This window comes from Shewanella sp. MF05913 (genome assembly GCF_059758095.1).
On the sequence record NZ_JCAYNT010000007.1, the window covers coordinates 154,612 to 172,251 of the forward strand.

11 protein-coding genes and 1 tRNA gene are annotated in these 17,640 nt (G+C 44.0%); 2 read left to right on the top strand and 10 right to left on the bottom strand.

The window, feature by feature from the left end:
• Positions 1-89 precede the first annotated feature (89 nt).
• A complete protein-coding gene (rpoD, locus tag AC19MV_RS11130; protein WP_498307572.1) occupies positions 90-1,928 on the top strand; it encodes an RNA polymerase sigma factor RpoD in 1,839 nt (612 codons plus the stop codon).
• 392 nt (positions 1,929-2,320) lie between these two features.
• On the opposite strand, the gene AC19MV_RS11135 is transcribed toward rpoD, so the two are convergent.
• Positions 2,321-5,161, bottom strand: coding sequence for an FAD-binding and (Fe-S)-binding domain-containing protein (locus AC19MV_RS11135; RefSeq protein WP_498307574.1), 2,841 nt, complete (start codon positions 5,159-5,161; stop codon positions 2,321-2,323).
• A gap of 963 nt (positions 5,162-6,124) precedes the next feature.
• Between AC19MV_RS11135 and AC19MV_RS11140 the strand changes: the two genes are divergently transcribed.
• Positions 6,125-6,201 (top strand) — tRNA-Ile (locus AC19MV_RS11140).
• 160 nt (positions 6,202-6,361) lie between these two features.
• On the opposite strand, the gene AC19MV_RS11145 is transcribed toward AC19MV_RS11140, so the two are convergent.
• The 9 genes from AC19MV_RS11145 to potA all read right to left on the bottom strand — a co-directional run bounded on the left by AC19MV_RS11145 (position 6,362) and on the right by potA (position 17,538).
• Positions 6,362-7,084 carry a DUF599 domain-containing protein gene (locus tag AC19MV_RS11145; RefSeq protein ID WP_498297103.1) on the bottom strand — a complete coding sequence of 241 codons (723 nt, stop codon included), beginning with the start codon at positions 7,082-7,084 and terminating at the stop codon, positions 6,362-6,364.
• Positions 7,085-7,422: 338 nt separating this feature from the next.
• Positions 7,423-8,082 (bottom strand): RluA family pseudouridine synthase, encoded by a 660-nt coding sequence (locus AC19MV_RS11150; RefSeq protein ID WP_498307576.1) that lies wholly within the window; start codon positions 8,080-8,082, stop codon positions 7,423-7,425.
• Between the two features lie 89 nt (positions 8,083-8,171).
• A complete protein-coding gene (locus AC19MV_RS11155; RefSeq protein WP_498307578.1) occupies positions 8,172-10,289 on the bottom strand; it encodes a methyl-accepting chemotaxis protein in 2,118 nt (705 codons plus the stop codon).
• A 123-nt stretch (positions 10,290-10,412) separates the two neighbouring features.
• Positions 10,413-11,690, bottom strand: coding sequence for a 4-aminobutyrate--2-oxoglutarate transaminase (gene gabT / locus AC19MV_RS11160; RefSeq protein ID WP_432399365.1), 1,278 nt, complete (start codon positions 11,688-11,690; stop codon positions 10,413-10,415).
• 11 nt (positions 11,691-11,701) lie between these two features.
• Positions 11,702-13,150, bottom strand: coding sequence for an NADP-dependent succinate-semialdehyde dehydrogenase (gene gabD / locus AC19MV_RS11165; RefSeq protein ID WP_498307580.1), 1,449 nt, complete (start codon positions 13,148-13,150; stop codon positions 11,702-11,704).
• A 70-nt stretch (positions 13,151-13,220) separates the two neighbouring features.
• On the bottom strand, positions 13,221-14,507 hold the full coding sequence (locus tag AC19MV_RS11170; RefSeq protein ID WP_498307582.1) for an NAD(P)/FAD-dependent oxidoreductase: 1,287 nt from the start codon (positions 14,505-14,507) through the stop codon (positions 13,221-13,223).
• Positions 14,508-14,693: 186 nt separating this feature from the next.
• Entirely contained in the window at positions 14,694-15,509 is an 816-nt protein-coding gene (locus AC19MV_RS11175; RefSeq protein WP_432399368.1) for an ABC transporter permease subunit, read from the bottom strand.
• Positions 15,506-16,405: an ABC transporter permease subunit gene (locus tag AC19MV_RS11180; protein WP_432399369.1), complete on the bottom strand. Its 900-nt coding sequence runs from the start codon at positions 16,403-16,405 to the stop codon at positions 15,506-15,508. The genes AC19MV_RS11175 and AC19MV_RS11180 overlap by 4 nt, the downstream gene beginning before the upstream one ends.
• Positions 16,402-17,538: a polyamine ABC transporter ATP-binding protein gene (gene potA / locus AC19MV_RS11185; protein ID WP_432399370.1), complete on the bottom strand. Its 1,137-nt coding sequence runs from the start codon at positions 17,536-17,538 to the stop codon at positions 16,402-16,404. Before potA ends, AC19MV_RS11180 begins: the two co-directional genes overlap by 4 nt.
• Between the last annotated feature and the right edge of the window lie 102 nt (positions 17,539-17,640).

The following is a 17,640-nucleotide window of genomic DNA, read 5'->3' on the forward strand; positions in this document are numbered from 1 at the left end:
CTGCACAGTTATAATTGACGATTTGCGCGCCACTTAGCATAGCTAGATGGCCTATCGTTTTATCAGTTACCCAAACTTGGATGATATCTATGGATCACACTCCGCAGTCGCAACTCAAACTGTTGCTCGCTAAAGGTAAAGAGCAAGGTTACTTAACCTATGCTGAAGTGAACGACCACTTACCAGCAGACATGGTCGATTCTGATCAGATTGAAGATATTATCCAGATGATAAATGACATGGGTATCCGCGTTTTTGAAGAAGCGCCAGATGCCGATGACATGATGATGTCGGAAGACAACACAGACGAAGATGCTGCAGAAGAAGCTGCGGCAGCACTTGCAACCGTTGAAAGTGAGTTAGGCCGTACCACAGACCCTGTACGTATGTACATGCGTGAAATGGGTACAGTAGAGCTACTTACTCGCGAAGGCGAAATTGTTATTGCCAAGCGTATCGAAGAAGGTATTAACACAGTACAAAGTTCTGTGAGTGAATACCCTCAAGCTATCGCAATGATCTTAGAGCAATTCGACCAGTATGAAGCTGAAGAATTGCGCTTGTCTGATATTATCTCTGGATTTATCAATCCTGACGACGATGACGTCGCCCCTACCGCCACCAATATTGGTTCAGAAGTCGCGAATACCGATGATGACGATGATGATGACGATGACGATGATGACGATGACGAAGAAGAGGAAGAAGGCAACAAAGGTCCAGATCCTGAAGAAGCCAAAGAGAAGTTTACTCAATTAAGAGAAGCTTACGAAAAAAGCTTAGGCATTATTGCTGAAAAAGGTCGTGACCACCCTGAAGCCATCGGTTCGTTATTTGTTATCGGTGAATTATTTAAAGAGTTCCGTCTTGTTCCTAAACAGTTTGACCGTTTAGTGAAAAGCATGCGCAACATGATGGATCGCGTACGTGTTCAAGAACGTCTAGTGATCAAACTTTGTGTTGAACAAGCTAAAATGCCGAAGAAAAACTTCATCAAAGCATTTACTGGCAACGAAACTAATCTAGATTGGTTTAAAAAAGAAAAAGAAAGCAGCAAGCCATACGCAGAAGGTCTTCGTATGATTGAAGACGACGTCACGCGTTGTGTCACTAAGCTTGGTGCCATCGAACAAGAAACAGATTTAACCATCGCTGGCATTAAAGACATTAACCGTCGTATGTCAATTGGTGAAGCAAAAGCACGTCGTGCGAAGAAAGAAATGGTTGAAGCTAACTTACGTCTGGTTATTTCTATTGCTAAAAAGTACACCAACCGTGGTTTACAGTTCTTGGACTTAATCCAAGAAGGTAACATCGGTTTGATGAAAGCGGTTGATAAGTTTGAATACCGTCGTGGTTATAAGTTCTCAACTTATGCGACTTGGTGGATCCGTCAGGCGATTACTCGCTCGATTGCTGACCAAGCACGTACGATCCGTATTCCAGTACACATGATCGAAACCATCAACAAGCTGAACCGTATTTCACGTCAAATGCTTCAAGAAATGGGCCGCGAGCCGTCTCCTGAAGAATTAGCTGAACGTATGATGATGCCTGAAGATAAGATCCGTAAGGTACTTAAAATCGCTAAAGAGCCAATCTCAATGGAAACCCCAATCGGTGACGATGAAGATTCGCATTTAGGTGATTTTATCGAGGACACTACCCTCGAGCTACCATTAGACTCAGCCACAAGCGAAAGTCTAAAGAACGCCACTCACGAAGTGCTAGCAGGCCTAACAGCCCGTGAAGCAAAAGTACTGCGTATGCGTTTCGGTATCGACATGAACACCGACCACACTCTAGAAGAAGTGGGCAAACAGTTTGACGTAACACGTGAACGTATTCGTCAGATTGAAGCTAAAGCGTTACGTAAGTTACGCCACCCTTCTCGCTCAGAGATTTTGAAGTCTTTCCTAGACGAATAAATATTCGTCATAGTCTGCAAAGGCAACATCAAAAAACCCAGCTAAAGTGCTGGGTTTTTTATTGCATGTATACCCAATCAACTTGAAGATCCGTGTTTCAGAGCTTCACCGTGTTTTCAATACTAGGCGCGTTAATGCGGTAATGTAGGTACCTTATAAATTAGCGCAACAACGTAGTGGGAACACGGTGAAACTCCCAAAGGGCAAGTTTTACACGTGTTTATGCTGCGTTATTGATTTTGGAAAGGGAACGACCATTACCCGCAATCAATGCCTTGCCTAAACGCGTGTAAATTCTTGCTGAAATCGAGCATCTTCAGGTTGTTTGGGTATATATTTGTAACCCCAAAAAAGCCCACGCTATTGCGTGGGCTGTAATTGAAATCAACCTGTTACAGTTGCTTTCTGCTCGATGCTTTATCGAGTAACGTTAAGATATTTTTATACGGTATACCCGAGTGGGTGGTTAAACCAACGTCACACGTCGCTGAAACAGAATAACCATGGGTACAGCCTTTATCCTTTGTTTCCTCTTTTAAGTGGCGTAAACCGTGCTCATTGAGCTCAGGGTAATTCATACCACGGTTACCCGCCATACCACAGCAGCCCACTTTTTCAGGCACCACAACCTCTGTGGCGCACAAACGGGCTAAATCAGCCAGTTTCTCTGCCATGCCTAACTTGCGAGTTGTACAGGTTGGATGCACAGCAATTTTATCGACGATTTTATTGATTGAAAGACGATCAACTAAAAACTCAAAAGCAAATTCTTCAGGACCGTACATTTTCAAACGGCTGTCACAAGCACGGCGCATTCTTTCAAGGCATGCCGTTGTTGCCACCAAGATAGGATATTCGCCATTGTTAGACGCCTGTAATAACCACGCTGAAAGCTCATCGGATTTACGATCAGCCGCCTCATCATGACCATAAGACTCCCAAGGCTGACCACAACATAAGCCCTTAGGTTTCTCGCCAGACACCATTTCGATGTTGGCCTTTTCAAATAGACTCACAATCGTTTCAGGCAGAGAGCGTTGGTCGTCATGCTTAGCACTTGTGCCCATCATACGGTTCAAACACGCAGGAAAATAAACTGCTTTTATGTCTCCCTGAGTCTTGGTTGTCGGTAATGCTTTACCACGCGTAGGCATACCTTCTGTCCATAATGGCACAGGCATACCCGGCGCAATACGGCGGACAACCTTAGTGATTACCCCCATACCAGATTCACCGATAATTTTTCGAGAAATGTCTGTTGCCCCTAAAGCAAATCGAGCGACAGACTCCATGGTGCCAAAACGATCAGCGGTAAAGTCTGAGATTTTCTTATCCATACTGCTAGCGCCTTCAGCACGCAGCACTTTTACATATTTACCGGTATCAATGCCCATCGGGCAACCGAGTTTACATAAACCATCCGCCGCACAGGTATCAATTGCGTAGTATGGATAGTTCTTTTTCAACTCGGCCAGTACTTCAGGCTCTTTGCCAGTTGTCTCTAGCGTTTTCATCACCCTTGCAACAGCAGTACGCTGGCGAGGAGATAAAGTTAAACCATGGGCGACACAGTGCGGTTCGCAGAAGCCACATTCAATACATTTATCTACAATGTCATGTACGGCTGGCATAGGTTTAAAACCTTTGGCATGACAGAATGGATCATCATTGATAATCACCCCAGGGTTTAAAATGCCGCTTGGGTCGAGGGCATTTTTCACTCGTTTCATAAAGTCGTAGACATCGGTGCCCCATTCTTTCTCAACGAATGCAGCCATACCAAATCCAGTACCGTGTTCAGCTTTAAGCGAACCGTCATACCCTACAACAAGGTCAACAACTGCTTGCATAAAACCATCAAAACGGTCAACTTCAGCTTGAGTCGAAAAGTCTTGAGCAAAAATAACGTGATAGTTACCCTCTAGCGCATGACCATAAATCACCGCATCGTCATAACCATGTTTAAATGACAAGTTTTGTAAATCGATTGTCGCTTGAGGTAACACTTCAATTGGAAACGCAATATCTTCAATAATACACGATGTTCCAACAGGTCTCATTGAACCCGCTAATGGGAAAATCGCTTTACGGATCGCCCACATATTGGTGATTTCAGCGGCATCTTGAGTAAATTCAACATCGCGATATAAACCATGTTTTTTCATAATGGCAGACATTTTGGCAACGTTAGCATCAATCTGCTCTTGGTTATCGCCAAAGGTTTCAAACAATACTGCCGTGACATCTTTATGCACATCATTCAAGAAATCGGGTGTGTCATATTTAGACTCAGCAACAGCCTTAAGTGCAAAATTGTCTAACAACTCTGCCGCATTCGTCTCGTTAAATGCTTCTCTGCGTAGCTCAACAATTGACTCACAAGCACCACGCAATGAATCAAAGTAAACCATTGCAGAAGCCGAATGGCTTTTTTTCTCTACACTGTTTAAGGTGATTTCAGAAAGGAAACCCAGTGCGCCTTCTGAGCCCACCATAAGATGCAAAATAATGTCGATAGGGTCATGGTGTTCAACAAAAGAATTCATACCAAAGCCAGTGACATTCTTAATTGAATACTTACGCTTAATACGCTGCACTAAAGCATCGTCAGACATAATGTCATCGCGAATAGACTCAATGGCTTGCACCATCTCTGGGTGTTCTTTTTTAAACGCCTCCCGGCCTTGCTCACTTGCCGTATCTAAAATCGAGCCGTCAGCAAAAACGATTCTGGCCGAATCAATGAGCTTATATGAGTTATGGTGAGTACCACAGTTCATACCAGAAGCATTGTTAGAGACAATCCCGCCAGCCATTGCAGAGGCAATAGTTGCAGGGTCTGGGCCAAACTTCCAACCTAATGGCGCTAATGCGGCATTGATTTTAGCGCCGATAACCCCTGGTTGCATTTGTACTTTCTTTCCGCCGTCCAACACCTTGAACTGATTCCAATGCAAACCCGCAACCATTAACACCGAATCAGAAATAGCCTGACCACAAAGTGCGGTACCAGCGGCTCTAAATGTCACAGGCGTATTAGTTTGATAGCATTGTGATAAAACGTTAGAAGCCTCAGCTTCAGTTTTAGGATGGACAACAATTTGTGGACGTTTTTGATAAAAAGAAGCATCGGTACCCCAAGCGATACGGCGGAGGTAATCGGTATAAACTCGTGAAGGCTCAAGATACTGGCCTAATTTATCTGCAAGAACTGTATAATTAGATTGCAACATGTGAATCCCCATTCATGTCATCAATATGTGAGAAGAGCTCGATAAGCTCCATCTAAAGAACGCTATGCCGACGCTATCCCCTAGCAGGGAAATCTAGGCATATCTCAAGGTGAGTTTATTGACCAGACATGTCGTATGCTCATCATGCACACGGATGTTGCGCAAATATCAATCTCTAAACAGTTTCAGTTAATCTTTATTGCCCGCGCTTGTCATACTTCTTATCTAATACAAGCCCAAGCCTCGCTAAGACGATAAACTATTCATAAACAGCAGACGAACCCACAAGCTAGTTAGTACGTTATAATGGGGGTTGCACATAAGTTTATTGACTGACACAATCACACCTTACTTATCTTTGTAGCAGATAATTTCTCAACATACCGCAAACACTGCAGCCCTTATTCTTAATCTTCAAATCAGTTCAAAATTCACACAATTAACGTGAGCAACCGCCCAAACCAAAGCCACCTAACACCGACCAATCTCATACAATGGCACATAAAACCCACTTTGATCACGGTGGCAAATCACAAAAACTTGTTAAATTAGTGATTAACCCCCCCCCGCAATTGAGCAATATCATCACAACCCATTTTTGGGTACTAATGTTATCGAAATTGATAACGGTTCTCGTTAGTAATTAACCTTAAAAACCCATTCGCCAACTTCTAGTAACAATGGCTGGTAACAATGACAGCTAACAATCATCGATATCAATAACCAGCAATGATATGCAGGATTCAGAATTAGCCATTTCAAATGTTCACCTTCACAATGAGTAAAATACTTAAGCTTGAACAAAGAGTCATAACCCACAAACATACAGCCAATAATGTGGAGACTGATTAACAGATAACCACTTGAGTCATTTAAGCTAAATTCATGTACAAACAGAGGTGACAAGCGGAAATAAACTTCGTATACTGCATCCGCTTTTGTTAGTGACGACTAGCTTAAGTCGGCCCCTTAGCTCAGTTGGTTAGAGCATACGACTCATAATCGTCAGGTCCCCAGTTCAAGTCTGGGAGGGGCCACCAATTCAGATAAGCCGTAGCAATGTTTCATTGCTGCGGCTTTTTCGTTTCTAATGTTTAGGATTTTGATGGGTCACAAGCATTAACGGTGTGCTATCGAGCTGATGCAATTCACCACGCTATGCTTAACATGGCGTGGCATGATGCGAGTTAACTGCAAGCGTTATGCTTTATGAATATGTAAGGGGCTTTTTTCTAAATGCGTTTGTGCAGCGGTTATGGCCACCACAGCTTTAGAATTAAACTCTCGCTGATATAAGGTGTAAACCACAAATAAACTGGCCACGATAAACATCCACGGGTTCACAAACCAGCACAGCGCAGCCATTGAATAATAATATGAGCGCAGGCCATAATTGTAAGAATGAGCGGCTTGATCTTGTACTACAGCCATTTGCCTTGCGTACGCGATGAGATCTTTATCGGTGCCGGTTTTATCCAACGGCGCGGCGCCTATCATCACGTTAACAAAACCATATTGGCGCATTGACCAGGTAAATTGGAAAAAAGCCAAGACAAAAATCCCGACTAATAAACCGAGTTTAACCTGCACTAATGCATGATTAGGCGGGGCGGTAAATGGAATTGAAGCAATGACCGTTTCCAGCTTTTCGACTTGCGAGAATAAGGTCAGCACACCCGCTAAAACCAGTAAGGTCGTTGAAGCAAAAAAAGCAATATTTCGTTCAAGGTTAGCCAGTAATGCAGCCTCACCCACTCGGTTTTCTTTACCAATAACTTGCGACATCCACATAATTCGCTGTTGATGCATTACCCTGGCAATACAGTTGGTAGTCTTAGCTTTACGCCGAGCAAAACTGGTGTAACCAACCCAGGCAACTAAAAACACAATAAAGGCTAACGAATCGATCCAGGGCACGATCATGCTAATCATCTCAAGCAAAAAATAATAGATTGATTATGCATCAGTTTTTACTCACCTTAAATCAGTTTTTGTCTAAAACCGTTCCGCGTTAATAAGTAATGACTTAGCGAGAGTGTAAAAAGGCTTAAACAAGGCGCATGACTGAATGAATAGTGGTTATCTTTCGAAGTCATGTAACGCAGTGTAAGCCCTTTTAAAACTCGCCTGAAAGGAATGTTCCAGCCACTTTTACTCTGCGTTCTCGCTATTTGAAAGGACACAACCATTACCGCATAGCGGCGCCTTAATCAAAAACTGCTGGACGCATTCTGAGTGGTCAGTGATTAATGCGGATTAGTTTAAAATGGGCTTGGGCAAATACAATTCATAGTCTCGAGGGTAATGGGATGAATAAAAGTGAGGCTAGTGGCATGCAAAAGTAACCGCGGCGACATCTGTTGTGACTGTTCATTATGATACAAATCACAACCCAGTATCGGGTGCCCCAGATGCAGGCTATGAATACGTAATTGATGCGTACGGCCTGTAATGGGGCTAAACGTCACCTTGGTTGATAAACCGTGTGGGTGCCGAACTACGACCTGGTAATGACTTTTAGCAGGCTTGCCTGTGTCATGGCAAATTTTCATTAATGGAAAATTATCGACATCTTTGGCGATGGGTAAATCAATCTCACCTTCTTCATCCGGTAACACACCATGAAGTATTGCAGTATAAGTTTTGCTTATCGTGCGTTGCTGAAATTGTTGGGTCAATAAACCATTAACCTGTTTATTGAGCGCCACCAGCATAATACCTGAGGTGCCAAAATCGAGGCGATGCAATAAGGTCGCAGTAGGAAAGTCTTGCACTAAACGATAATGCACAGAATCTTTGTTTAACGGATTTTTACCCGACAAACTCAACAACCCTGAAGGTTTGTTGATGAGCAGTAAGTGTTCATCTTGGTATAACACCTCAATAACACTGTGACAGGGTGGCGCAATAAATTCAGACATAACATTTTGATCATCAAATTATACGGCGATAATAATAGCAAAGGTAGCTCATTGGCCACCTTTGTATCATTAAAGTATTCAAAAATAACTTAAGTACGCAAACGTCCTAGCTGTTGATGTTGCTGACGAACAAGCTCTGCAAGACTATCACTGCTTTGTTGTGCTTCGTCGGCGAGTTGTGACAACTCAGAGGCCGAATCTGAAATACCGGTAATATTACGATTGACCTCTTCAGTGACCGCACTTTGCTCTTCAGCAGCGGTCGCAATGTGTGTCACCTGGCTCGATATCTCATCAATTTGCGACACGATGGCATTTAATGACTGCAACGCCAATTGTGTTTGCTCAACGGCTTTATTCGCGCCTTGAGCTCCTTTATCAATAATGTTCGATGCATTTTTCACTTCTTTTTGCAGTGAATCAATTAAGGTACTAATTTCATCAGTCGACTTTTGAGTTCTCGATGCTAATGTTCTCACTTCGTCGGCAACCACAGCAAAACCACGACCTTGCTCTCCAGCACGTGCAGCCTCAATAGCGGCATTTAAGGCGAGTAAATTAGTTTGCTCTGCAATAGCACTAATCACCTCTAAAATACGACTAATATTGCCACTACTTTGCGACACTAAATTAACCGCTTGCTGCGCCTGGGCTGACTCTTTAGACATGCCCTCAACAAACACCATAGCTTGAGATAAACGCGACTCACCTTCTTTAACATTGATGGTCATCGACTCCGTTTCCATCGCCGTTTGCTCTGAGGCTTTAGCCACTTCTAAGGCGGTTGCACTCATTTGATTCACTGCAGTGACCACACTTTCAATCTCATTATATTGTCGATTAACACTTTCACGGGTGTGCTTAGCGATCTCAGCTGACTTAATACTTTCTTGTTGCGAGCTGTCTGCAAGTATTTTAAGTTCAGAAATTAAATGGCGTAATTTAGCGATAAAACGATTAACCCCACCGCCTAACGCTATCAATTCCGCGTGGGCGTCTACATCTATCGTTTGGGTTAAATCGCCTTCGGCACTGGCCAAGTTTTCGACCCGCGTTTGGATCATATTCAACGGCGCAATAATACTGCGAATAACCAAACTAATAATAATCACAGCAATAACGGTAACGGCGATGCCAATCATTAATAACAAGCCACCTAATGACATTTCCATTTCAGTCATTGAATCGTTCATATGATTAACGGCCATAAAAGCCTGACTTTTGGGCACTTCAATAATCAATGACCACGTTGTATTAGCAAGAGGGATGGCAATAGGATAGCCAACTGCAATGCTGTCTGGCTCATTAACAAAACCAGAGGTGTTATTTAATGCTAATAACTTTTTGGCCAATTCAGGCTTAACCGACTCACTCAGTGGCCGAGCGAATTTAGTATAATGGCTTGCGGCCACCACAAAACCTTTTTGGCTAACCAGAGTGACTTTAGCCTGGCCCTGGTACAAGCTTTTTGACAGCTCCATAATCATGGTTTGGAATATCGGTAAGTTTATATCGACGCCCACCAAACCTTTAAACTGATTATCGACCAACACAGGCACAGTTAGTGAGGTCATTAATGCGTTATTACCTGGGGTAATTTCGTATAAGTAGGGTTCCATTAAGCAGGGTTTTTTGGTGTCTTTGGCACACAAATACCATTCCGCTTCTCGTACGCCAAATTCATTAAGGGTTTCGATGTATTTTTCAGCAGCATCGTCAACCGATTGCTGTTCCACAGTGCCGTCTGCGTTACGGGTGTAATATATCTCTAACGTGCCTGCATTAGGCACACTGTGGCTACTACCTTGACGATAGACATCATCAAGATTGTCATAACCGTTCGGCTCAAACTGGGCATACATTGATGAGATTTGTGCATTTTTTTGTAACACTGCGGCGAGCGATAGCTCGAGTCGTTCACGTATTATCGGATCTGTTTTCGACGTTTGCTCTAGCAAGCCAGTAAATGAATACGGAATACGATACGCCTCGTTAATAAAGCCAGCGACACGCTCACCATACTCACCCGCTCTGGCAGATAACTTGTCGTTGATTTCTTGCTGTAAAGCCACTTCCACTTCGGCTGCTAAGCTATTATTTTTATCTTTTAGCACGACCCATAAACTGGATGACAGCACAACTACGGTGGCAATAAACAATGCCGAGGTGATCCATAACAACTTTACCTTGATGGATAATGCTTTCATTCAATTTTAACTCCCAGTGTTTACACGACTTTTTAAGTGTAGTCCGCTTTTAAGAACATAACGTAAAACCCAAAAAAATCCCGCTAAAAGCGGGATTTCATTGAACATTGATTAAACAGCACTCTACGATTTAAACACTGCTTGAAATGTACCATCCATAATGGCTAAACCAGCATCAATTTGCGCATCAGGAGCCGTTAGCGGCACTAACACACGAATAACATTACCGTAGGTGCCACAAGACAATAAAATAAGCCCACGACTTCGTGCTTCAGCCAAAATCTTAGCGCTATATTGTGGTGCGGGTACGCCATCGTCCATCAGTTCAATGGCTATCATGGCGCCTAAACCACGCACATCTGCAATTTGCGGGTATTTAGCCTGCATATCGGTTAATGCCGTTTTAAGCCGATTACCCACGTCATTAGCGCGAGTTAATAACTGTTCTTCTTCAAACACTTCAATAACTGCGAGCGCTGCTGCACAGGCAATAGGGCTACCACCATAAGTGCCGCCTAAGCCGCCTGCGGTGACTGCATCCATGACGTCTGCTTTACCAGTAATACCAGACAGTGGGAAACCACCGGCAATAGACTTAGCAAAGGTGGTAATGTCAGCGGCCACACCCATTTGTTCCATCGCAAAGAAAGTCCCTGTACGACCCGCACCAGTTTGTACTTCGTCTGCAATAAGCACAATGCCATGGTTGTCGCACAATTCACGTAAACGCTTCATAAACGATGGTGTAACGGCGTAAAATCCGCCCTCGCCTTGTACAGGCTCTAATATAATCGCCGCGATATCAGCAGGCTCTGCATCATTCTTAAAAATACGCTCAATTGATGCCATTGCATCATCTTCAGACACTCCATGCATTTCACACGGAAATTCAGCGCGGAACACATTGGCTGACATTAAGCCCATGCCTTTGCTGTACGGTGCGACTTTACCCGTCAATGCGAGTGCAGCGATGGTTCGACCATGATAGCCAGAAGTAAATGCAATAACCCCGGCTCGTTTTGTATACGCACGCGCTACTTTTACCGCATTCTCGACCGCTTCTGAACCACTGGTGAATAACGCGGTTTTCTTGTCGAAGTCGCCAGGGACTAGATGGTTAAGTTTTTCACATACCGCAATATAGCTTTCGTAACCTAATACCATAAAACAGGTATGCGAGAAGGCATCTAACTGCGCAGCTACAGCCGCTTTAACTTTAGGGTGTAAATGGCCTGTATTGAGCACCGCAATACCACCCGCAAAATCAATATATTCTCGACCTTCAACATCCCATACCGTGGCGTTTTCAGCACGTTCAGTAAAAATAGGGTGGATTTGTCCTACACCTTGAGCCACTGCCGCTTGGCGACGCGCCATTAGTCCATCATTTGTTTTAGTCATAGCCCACTCTCTTAAACTGACATGCAGATATATTTCATTTCAAGGTATTCATCGATACCAAATTTAGAGCCTTCACGGCCTAATCCTGACGATTTAATGCCACCAAAAGGCGCCACTTCTGTCGAGATTAATCCGGTATTAACTCCCACCATGCCATACTCAAGCGCTTCAGCGACTTTGTAGACTAGCGAAATGTCGCGGCCATAAAAATACGCCGCTAAACCAAATTCAGTGTCGTTAGCCTGTTTAATAACATCATCAACGGTATCGAATTTAAATAACGGTGCTAATGGGCCAAATGTTTCTTCTTTAGCCACCAGCATCGACTTATCAACATCACGTAAAATGGTGGGTTCAAAAAACAATCCGCCCAAGCTATGCACTTTACCACCCGCTACAACACTGGCGCCTTTTGAAAGTGCATCCGCTAAATGGCTTTGTACTTTAGTCACCGCAGCTTCATTAATCAATGGGCCGATATTGACCCCATCATCTGCGCCGTTACCCACATTAAGCTTAGCGACAGCAGCAGCAAATTTTTGGGTAAATTGCTCATACACGCCGGCTTGAACATAAATGCGGTTGGCACACACACAGGTTTGGCCTGCATTACGGTATTTTGCAATCATGGCGCCTTCGACTGCGGCGTCGATATCGGCGTCGTCAAACACGATAAACGGTGCATTACCGCCAAGTTCAAGTGAGAGTTTTTTAAGTGTCGGGGCGCATTGCTCCATCAACTTAATGCCCACTGCGGTTGAACCGGTAAACGATAATTTACGCACTATAGGGCTATCGCATAAGGTATTACCAATGACAATAGCATCACCTGTCACCACACTAAACACCCCCGCAGGAATACCCGCGCGATGAGCCAGCTCTGCTAACGCTAATGCGGTAAATGGCGTTTGCGGTGCAGGCTTAACCACCATAGTACAACCCGCAGCAAGTGCCGGCGCAGCTTTACGGGTGATCATCGCGGCAGGAAAGTTCCACGGTGTAATCGCCGCGGTAACCCCTACAGGTTGTTTAATTACCGTCAGTCTTTTATCTGCTTGATGTCCAGGAATAGTATCGCCATAAATACGCTTGGCTTCCTCGGCAAACCATTCGATAAACGAGGCGGCATAAGTCACTTCGCCTCTGGCTTCGGCCAATGGTTTACCTTGCTCTGTGGTCATCATCAACGCGAGATCGTCTGCATTTTCATGCATTAACTCAAACCAACGGCGTAACTTTTGGCTACGCTCTTTGGCAGTAAGCGCGCGCCATGCAGGTAACGCCTTATTGGCGGCTGTAATGGCTGCTTGGGTTTCAACGGCGCCCATCACAGGCACATAGCCAATGAGTTCTTGGGTTGCGGGATTGTTTATAGCAACCTTTTCACCACTGTCGGCGTCTATCCAAACACCATCGATATAACATTGCTCATGCAATAAGCTTGGATCATTTAAAATCACAACGCTCTCCTACTCATTCGATAAAATACTGTGTCTTTGTAAATGATTTTTATTCGGTTACACGCGATAACTAAATGCCAAATTTGTCGCGCATGGTGTAATACCAGGCGCCTAATGCACTAAAGGGTACTCTCAGCGCATGGCCACCAGGGAACGGGTAATGTGGTAAAGCCGCAAACGCATCGAAGCGAGTCGCTTGGTTATTCAGCATTTCGGCAATTAACTTGCCGGCTAAATGAGTATAGGTCACCCCATGACCACTACAGCCTTGCGAATAATAAATGTTGTGTCCAATACGGCCAACTTGTGGCAAACGTGACAACGTCATTAAAAAGTTACCCGTCCAGGCGTAATCCACTTTAACGCCTTTTAACTGCGGAAACGTATTTAACAACTTAGGCATAATCAAGGCTTCAACGTTGGCCGGATCACGTGCGCCATAAACAACACCACCACCAAAGACAAGTCGCTTATCGCCGGTAAGACGGTAATAATCTAACAGGTAGTTACAGTCTTCTACGCAATAGTCTTGCGGTAATAAACTGGCCGCCATTTCATCAGACAGAGGTTCTGTTGTAATAACCTGAGTACCACAAGGCATTGATTTGGCTTGTAGCTCTGGGAGTAATTTACCCAAATAGGCATTACCCGCCACAACCACAAACTTACATTTAACTTGCCCTTGTGCAGTGTGCACAACTGGCGACTCACCGTCTTCAACGTTAATCACCGCTGAGTCTTCAAAAATTTGTCCGCCGAGCGATTCAACAGCTCGGGCTTCGCCTAATGCTAAATTAAGCGGGTGAATGTGGCCGCCACTTTTATCGAGCAAGCCACCTACATATAAATCAGTATTAACCACATTACGAATGCCGTCTTTGTCGAGCATCTCTAAATGATTGTTATGCCCATGTGCTTCCCAGAGCTTTTTCTGCGACTGTAAATGGCCCATTTGCTTGGCGTTCATTGCCGCAAAGACGCCGCCATCTTTTAAATCACAATCGATATTGTATTTGGCAATACGCTCACGAATAATTTGGCCACCTTCAAACGCCATTTGGCCAAATAATTTGCCTTGTTCTTTACCAACGACCTTTTCGATACTGTCGATGTCGCGACTAAAAGAATTGACGATTTGTCCGCCGTTTCGACCCGATGCGCCCCAGCCAATTCGAGCTGCTTCTAAGATAACCACTTTCATGCCGCTTTCTAATAAATGCAGCGCCGATGACAGCCCGGTATATCCCGCACCAATGATACAAACATCAGTTTCTATTGAAGATTCTAAACGAGGGCGTTCGACTTTATCATTAGCCGACGCAGCATAATATGAACTAGCGTGAGGTGTGGCGGACATAGCGCTTCCTTTATGGGTTCAAAACGAAAAACAACTAGTTCATCGTACACTTAAGCATATTTAAAAACTAGCATTTAAAACGTAATTATTGACACTTTGTAGAATATATTTAACACCCTACGGTTCATAGCGTTAAAAAAAGCCACACTCAAAAAGCGTGGCTTTCGTGCAATCAAATAACCAATGTTACTCCATCGCTTCTTTCGATTTTTTCTCTGCTCGCCGCGCCAGGTACCACGACAAGAATGCCACCAATGACACACTTAAGATGATAATCGTCGCCAGCGCGTTAATTTTAGGCGATACCCCTAAACGTACTGACGAGAACACCACCATAGGTAATGTGGTTGAGCCAGGGCCAGACGCAAAGCTAGCGATAACTAAGTCATCTAACGACAAACTAAACGACAAGAACCAACCTGCAATTAACGCCGGTGAAATCATCGGTACGGTAATTAAAAAGAAGGTTTTTAAGCGCGTAGCACCTAAGTCCATCGCGGCTTCTTCAATCGATAGGTCAAGTTCACGTAGCCTTGATGAAACAACGACTGCCACATAAGCCGCACAGAACGTTGAATGGGCAATCCAAACGGTTAACATGCCCCGTTCTGCTGGCCAACCAAACAAATCAGCCATTTCAACAAACAGTAGTAGCAATGACAAACCGGTGATCACCTCAGGCATAACCAGTGGCGCAGTGATCATGTTAGACAATGTCAATTTTGCCCACGAGCGGCGAAAACGCGTCATCACAAATGCGGCCATGGTACCAATCACTACCGCCATAGTCGCACTGTAAAAGGCGATCCGTAAACTGGTCCATACCGCTCCAAGGATCTGATCATCTTGAAAAAGCTCACCGTACCATTTTGGCGAAAACCCACTCCAAACGGTAACCAGTTTCGACTCGTTAAATGAATAGATAACCAAAATAAACATCGGCGCATATAAAAACAGTAAGCCGACCCACAGCATCACTTTAGAGAAACTTAGCTTCTTCATACATCGTTCTCCATATTACGTGACTGATAACGGTGGAATAAGGTTATCGGAATAATCAACAGCGCTAGCATCACAATCGCAAGTGACGAAGCCACTGGCCAGTCGCGGTTATTAAAGAACTCTTGCCACAACACTTTACCAATCATGAGTGAATCTGGGCCGCCCAATAATTCAGGGATAACAAACTCACCTACAGCAGGAATAAACACCAACATTGAACCGGCAACTACGCCACCCATTGACAATGGCAAGGTGATTTTCCAAAACGTGTTAATACTGCTAGAACCCAAATCAGATGCGGCCTCAATTAAACTTAAGTCCAATTTCACTAATGTGGCGTACAAGGGCAAAATCATAAACGGCAAGTAGGCGTAAATAATCCCGATGTATACGGCAAAGTTAGTATTGAGCATTTGGATAGGTTCAGAAATCACCCCTAACCACATTAAGGCGTTATTGATTAAACCGTTGTTACTTAAAATTCCCATCCAGGCGTAAATACGGATTAAGAATGACGTCCAGGACGGCAACATCACCAGTAACAAAAACACCGTTTGTAAACGAGCCGGTGCTCTAGCAATAGCATAAGCCATCGGAAAGCCTAAAATTAGGCAGCCCACAGTCGCCACAAACGCCATTTTTAATGAGGTGAGATACGCCATGTAATACATTGAGTCTTGCAGTAACAATAAATAGTTACCAAAATTCAGTGCAATATTGAGCATCTCATCAGCATAACTGAATGTGGCTTCATAAGGCGGGATCGCAATTGCCGCTGACGAAAAGCTCAACTTTAATACAATCGCAAACGGCAGTGCGAAGAACATCAATAACCAGAGGTAAGGCACCCCCATGGTTAAATAACGACCTTTAATTATTTTCAGTGGATTCTTCATGAGTTTAATACAACCCCGCTGCTGTCTTCCCAACTGATGTACACCTCATCTTCCCACGTTGGGTGGTCAGCGCGGCGTTCGCGGTTAATCATTGAGCATTGTACAATTTGCTTGTTTTTGAGCTTGATATAATAAACAGACAATCCGCCAAGGTAGGCAATATCGTGTACTACGCCATGTGCCCAGTTGTATTCACTTTCTGGTTTTTGGCGAGTAATAATGGTTTTTTCAGGACGCAGGGCCAAAAAGATATTTTTATTCTCAAGGCTGGTTGAAATACCGTGGCCGATATAAAACTCACGGTCCAGGGTAGTTGACTTAATAATGGCATGGTCGACTTCATCGGCAATAATCTCACCTTCAAATAAGTTTACTGTACCAATAAATTCTGCCACTAGGCGGCTAGCAGGAGACTCGTAAATATCCATTGGGCTGCCAGTTTGTGCAATCCAACCTTCATGCATAATTGAGATACGGCCCGCCATGGTCATGGCTTCTTCTTGGTCGTGAGTTACCATCACGCACGTTACGCCTACGGCTTCTAAAATATCAACCACTTCTAACTGCATTTGGGTACGCAGTTTTTTATCTAATGCGCCCATTGGCTCATCGAGCAATAACAATTTAGGGCGTTTAGCAAGCGAACGAGCCAAGGCGACACGTTGGCGTTGACCACCCGATAACTGATGCGGTTTACGTTTACCGTATTTTTCCATGTGCACCAGTTTAAGCATTTCTTTTACACGTACTTCAATGTCCGCTTTTGGCATTTTGTCTTGCTTAAGACCAAAAGCAATATTTTGCTCAACGGTCATGTGCGGAAATAATGCATAGGATTGAAACATCATGTTAATAGGACGTTCGTACGGCGGCATGTCGGTAATGTCGACACCATCTAAGAAAATACGGCCTTCAGTCGGTTTTTCAAAGCCAGCTAACATGCGCAGCAATGTTGACTTACCAGAGCCTGAGCCACCTAATAGGGCAAAAATCTCACCTTGATTAATCGTCAATGACACATCGTCAACGGCACGCACATCATCAAACAGCTTGCTTACACGTTCAATCTTAAGCAGGACTTTTTCTTGCGTCTTTGTGGTTGGTTTATTGGTGACGCCCGAGGTGTTTCCCATAATACTGCTCCGCCTTTTGGAGTATGTGTACCATAACAATCTACGTTGTTATGCGCACACTTAACCATTTTGTAAAGAGGCTAAATTAGCCAAATAAAGTTT